This window comes from Nostoc sp. FACHB-888 (assembly GCF_014696655.1).
Lineage (GTDB): Bacteria > Cyanobacteriota > Cyanobacteriia > Cyanobacteriales > Nostocaceae > Nostoc.
The window spans coordinates 1-4,948 of sequence record NZ_JACJQM010000258.1; the positions used below are offsets into that span (position 1 = coordinate 1).

4 protein-coding genes and 2 pseudogenes are annotated in these 4,948 nt (G+C 35.4%); 4 read left to right on the forward strand and 2 right to left on the reverse strand.

Going from position 1 to position 4,948, the window contains the following annotated elements; genetic code table 11:
* On the forward strand, positions 1–1,656 hold a 1,656-nt coding region (locus H6G26_RS38340; RefSeq protein WP_190736950.1), incomplete at its 5' end, for a dynamin family protein.
* Between the two features lie 252 nt (positions 1,657–1,908).
* Positions 1,909–2,131: pseudogene (locus tag H6G26_RS38345) on the forward strand (transposase); the annotation flags it as partial.
* A gap of 283 nt (positions 2,132–2,414) precedes the next feature.
* On the opposite strand, the gene H6G26_RS38350 reads toward H6G26_RS38345, so the two are convergent.
* Positions 2,415–2,672 (reverse strand): transposase family protein, encoded by a 258-nt coding sequence (locus H6G26_RS38350; RefSeq protein WP_190736952.1) that lies wholly within the window; start codon positions 2,670–2,672, stop codon positions 2,415–2,417.
* 83 nt (positions 2,673–2,755) lie between these two features.
* Between H6G26_RS38350 and H6G26_RS38355 the strand changes: the two genes are divergently transcribed.
* Positions 2,756–3,235, forward strand: a complete 480-nt coding sequence (locus tag H6G26_RS38355; RefSeq protein WP_242054282.1) for a transposase — start codon at positions 2,756–2,758, stop codon at positions 3,233–3,235.
* On the opposite strand, the pseudogene H6G26_RS38360 reads toward H6G26_RS38355, so the two are convergent.
* Positions 3,187–4,053: pseudogene (locus tag H6G26_RS38360) on the reverse strand (IS4 family transposase); the annotation flags it as partial. The gene H6G26_RS38355 and the pseudogene H6G26_RS38360 overlap by 49 nt on opposite strands.
* Positions 4,054–4,174: 121 nt before the next feature.
* Here H6G26_RS38360 and H6G26_RS43470 point away from each other — a divergent pair.
* Positions 4,175–4,348 (forward strand): hypothetical protein, encoded by a 174-nt coding sequence (locus H6G26_RS43470; RefSeq protein ID WP_242054280.1) that lies wholly within the window; start codon positions 4,175–4,177, stop codon positions 4,346–4,348.
* The last annotated feature ends 600 nt before the right edge of the window (positions 4,349–4,948 follow it).

The window sequence follows — 4,948 nt, forward strand, 5'->3', positions numbered from 1 at the left end:
AAAGATGGAAGCGAAGAAGAAATTCAATTTGACGAGTACCAACAAAAAGCAAGCATTTCTGAAGATGCGGCAATTGGTTGTCTAAGTGATGATCTGCTAAACTCTGAGATTGAAGAAATCATTTTTGAACATCCAGATTTAGAATTATGCAGTAGCGGTGTAGAGATTATTGATTCACCTGGATTGAACGAACGTCCCGAACTCACAGCTGTTACTCAAAAGTTACTCCAAGATATTGATGCCGCTATTTTTATTACTAATGCCTCACGTTCATTAACGCAAGGTGAGCGCAACTTGTTACATGAATTGAAAATCAAATTGAACGATGGTAAAGATGACATACCTGCAAATAACTTATTTATTGTGGGAAATTTTATGGATTTAGTACGTACACAAAAAGGTTGCGAACAAGTTAAACAGAGGATTCTTAATTTTGTTCAAGGTGATAATCCGATAATTACAGATAAAAACCGTGTTCATTTTATTTCGGGGCAAGCTGCACTTGATGCAATTTTAAACGGATACGTGGATGAGTATAGAAAAAGTTTTGATAGCTTTACTAAATCAATAGAAAAGTTTTTAATGTTTGAACGCGGACCATTAAAAATTGAACGAGCAGTCAATGAAGCTAATAGGTTAATTAAAAAAATTATCAATATACTAGAGAAATCTGACTACACCTTAAAAGGTAATCTAGAGATTAATCAAACTGAAAAACAGAAAATTTTAGAGAAAATTGGAGAAGCCAGTGGACGTGATGTAAAAATATGTATGGTAGCGGTTAAACTTATAGATCAAGCACTTGAAAAAGCCAATAATTCTTGGAATGAGTGGTACGAAGATTTAAGCGAACATATGTTATCAAGAAGCAAACATTGGTATCTTAAACATAGTCCAATTTGGAACCGAGAAAAATTAATTTTAGAGTATGTTCAGTACTTTATAAAAGACTTATTAGATGAGATTAATGAATGGAATAATAACCAGCTTAATGATATAATACTACGAGAAACCTTACAAGTTTTAGAGGAAAATATTAAATACGAATTAAATATAATACAAGCAGATTTTCAGCAATTAGATATAAGATTAGACACTTCATTTAGTAAAGAAATGGAACTTCCCAGCCGTGATATTACTAGTGATTTTATAGATTTTGGTAGTATTGGTATTAGGAATGCTTTAGTAATAGAATTAGGACAATTGACAGGAATTGGTTTTATAGCAGCCTTCATCGCTAACGTTACTGCTATGATTACTTCTATGATTACTAGTAATTTTGGATTAGAAAGTGCAGATAATGAGGAATTGTATGATCCAATCAAGATGAAAGTTTTAGAGATAGGTCTTGAAAAGTTTGAGGAATCTATTGATATAGTTTATAAAAAATTATGTGAAAATGTTGAGACAGGATTTGATAGTAAAGTTGAATCAGCAAATCGAGTTATCGAACAAGCTATATCGCTTTACGAAAACCTTTTAGACCAGCAGGAAAAAACCGAACAAGAAGCAGTAACGAAATATAATATATCTAAAAATTTGATTTTGCAATATTGTCAAGAGCTTAACCAAGTCCAAGATAAAATAAATACAGATATTGGACTCTGGTACTCAGAGATAATTAATAAAATAATTATTAAAAGACAATACAATTAATCGTTTTCTAAGTAACTATATTTGCTGAAGTTGAGGAATAATTCAAAACCAAAAGCCTGAGCTTTTTTGTAGAGGATATTGATCCATAATCTGAAATTGTAAAAGTTTTAGGTATCCCCTCAATACTTTGGGGTAGAAAATTATTCTGGCATCCACGATCCACCAAATAGATTAGAAGAAGATTTCTCCCGGATAATAGTTGCTAAAGACGGAATATTTCCAATTCGAGATAAAAGAGAATACAAACCTTAAATTATCTTAATATTAGATAATGCTAGTTTTCATAAACGTAAGGATATTCTGGGTAAAATCGCTCAAGAGTTTCCAAATTTTGTTTTAGAGTTTTTACCTGCTTATAGCCCTGATTACAATATCATCGAATTAGCCTGGTACTCATGTAAAGAATATATTGCTCACCGTATATATTGCTCACCGTCTGTTTAAATCAGTAGATGAATTGAAAGCATTACTAGAACACCGATTCACTAATAAAACGCGAGGTTGAAAAACCGGATTTTTAGGTCATTTCAACCACAGTTTCTTTCTTGTGCCTAAAAGAAACCCAAGTTTTTCGTCATGACCCTGAATACTGAATCGGTGTTCTAGATAAGCTGTTAAACCAAGGTGAGCTAGTGATTAAGTGACATCGGAAAATCAAAAATAAAGGCAATATTAACTATATTGCAACTTAAATGCTGATTAGCTTATCAAGCTACAAGTCCGGGCTACTTGGTTATTAGACCTCTTGCAAAAGTCGCTCAGGAAGATTTGATTTTGGGGAGAGAAAGCTCGTAATTGTAGAGAGCAGCAATTAGATTAAACCTTAAACTAAATCTTTTCCGACGATTTCTATAAGTAAGAGACAAAATTTTAAATACCTTGAGCTTGCGATTTACATGCTCACCTAAAACTCTAATTCTGGCTAATTTTCGATTAGTCTTGTTGTCCTCACAACTTAATTTACCTCCTCGGGGCTTTTTCTTGGAAATTCGACTATTATCATGTAGTTTTTGAATACCTTGATAACTTTTATAGCGTTTTCCAGTCTAATGAAGTACACTGATTAAGATTAAGGCTGTGCATCTACTCAAGGTTCCAAATGAAAGCGTATTCCCTGGATTTTCGCCAAAAAATATTTGATACATACTTGGAAGATCGAATATCACAACGTCAATTAGCAAAAAGATTTTGTGTCAGTTTAAGTTTTATCCAGAAACTAATAAAGCAATATAAAGAAACAACAAGTATTGCTCCTAAAGTTAGGACTAAACAAACTCCTCCAAAGCTAAATGAAGAACAACTTAACATACTCGAAGGAATACTTGAGGCTAAGAATGATGCCACCTTGAAAGAAATTCGCTTCATTCTCCAAGAAAAAACAGGAATAACAATTGGTATTTCTACGGTAGACCGGATGTTACAGAGGATAGAAATAAGTCTAAAAAAAAACATTATACGCCTCGGAAAAAGAAACAGAAAGAGTTCAATTATTAAGAGTAAAATTCTGGCTTCAACTTCAGGGAATACCGTTTCTGGGTGCTCTATTGTGTATTCAATAACTCTTACCAATAGTGGCTGACCACCTTTTTTTCGCACCTTTTCTGAAGGATTAATGTATGACAAATAAGAGCCGTCTTCTAAGGGTTTTTCAAACATAAATTTTACATTTGCCGGAATTCTGCCTAGATATTCACAGCCCTGAGATATTGTTGCAGATACCATTGCATAGGAATGTAAACCTCTATCCCACATTAACAACATTCCTGATTTCACCGAGCGTAATAATTTTAATGCTCGGACTCGTTCTCCCATACGATAAGGACACATTAAAGCATCAAAGATGATCTGTGTTCCTGCTTCTACCAAAACGACTAGTCTCACTTTGGGGAATGCTGCAATTGTTCCAGGGCGACTACTTGGACGACCAAACACTCTTGCATTTTCTTCGCTATCTGGGATATCAAAACAGCTACCATCAATCACCACTATTCGCAGTCCATTCAAAAATGCTCCCAATGTTTCACCCGTTGCCATTGGTTTTACTACCTGGTGAAACAATTGGCTTATCGCCCTAGATCCTAATCTTTGTCGAGCTTGCGTAATTGCTGATTTACAGGGTACTCGCCAATATTTACCAACTTTTATCCATCCCACAGAAAGACCATCAACTAAGTTTTTCAGTACATCTCGCATCGAATCTCTCGACCAAAGGCTCATTGCTATTACAAGGCATACTACTAATTGTGCTGGTAGCGATCGCCTTCTTTCCTCATCAGCTTTTGTAGTAGCGATCGCTTGCTCAATCGCCGTTGCAGGGATAGCTGTCTCAATCGCTTTCAGTAAATCGCTACTTTGTATCTTTGGAGACAACACTGAGAAATCCTTGAGATGTACCACGATTCATTTGGATGCTTGGGAACAATGCTTACTTTACCTAACTTTCAGGCTTAACTGAACCGTATTGGCTTATATTTCTCAAAAATTAGTTCCAAAACTTGGGATAGGTGATTATGTAATCATGGACAATTGCTCAATTCATAAAGGGAAAGAGATTGAAAAACTAATTGAGGCTGTCGGAGCTAAATTAATTTATTTACCACCATATTTCCTGATTTTTCACCAATTGAAAATTGTTGGTCAAAGATCAAGAACATTCTACGTTCTATTGGTGCTAGGAGTTATCCAGATTTAGCAAAAGCAATTGAAACTGCTTTTAGCCAAGTCTCTTTAAATGATATTTATAACTGGTTTACTCATTGTTGCTACTGTACTTCACTAGACTGAGAAACGCTATATCTCCTAAACATTCGAGCTTTTCTTCTAACCTGACTTTACTATTTTTAAATATACGGAAATCATGCTCTCTACCCTTACCATGAGCGGTGCAGATGATTTCACCATTCGCTTGATTTACCGCTACTTGTGACTTAAGCGGAGCCGGAGACGCTCCGCCTCCGGTGTATGCTTTCTCTTTTTCCCCCTGTAGAACTTTTTTTGTTTTTTTGAAGCGATGGCTACGCCCGCTGCAGGCATAGCACTATCTCTAGCATCGCAGTTATTAGTCTCTGGACGTACACCACACAAGCGTTTAAAGTCTTCAGGCTTCAGGCTCTTTACTTGTTCGTAAGTCATCAATGCTACCCAACTCTAACCTCTTGTCCCACACCTCTGGGACTTTTGCAAGAGGTCTACTCATATCTTGCACCTGGAAATAGTAATGTCAATTCCATGACTAAGTGCTAAGGGTCGAAGCCGTTCAATATCCAGTAGTAATAAAGACAGGATTAAATGA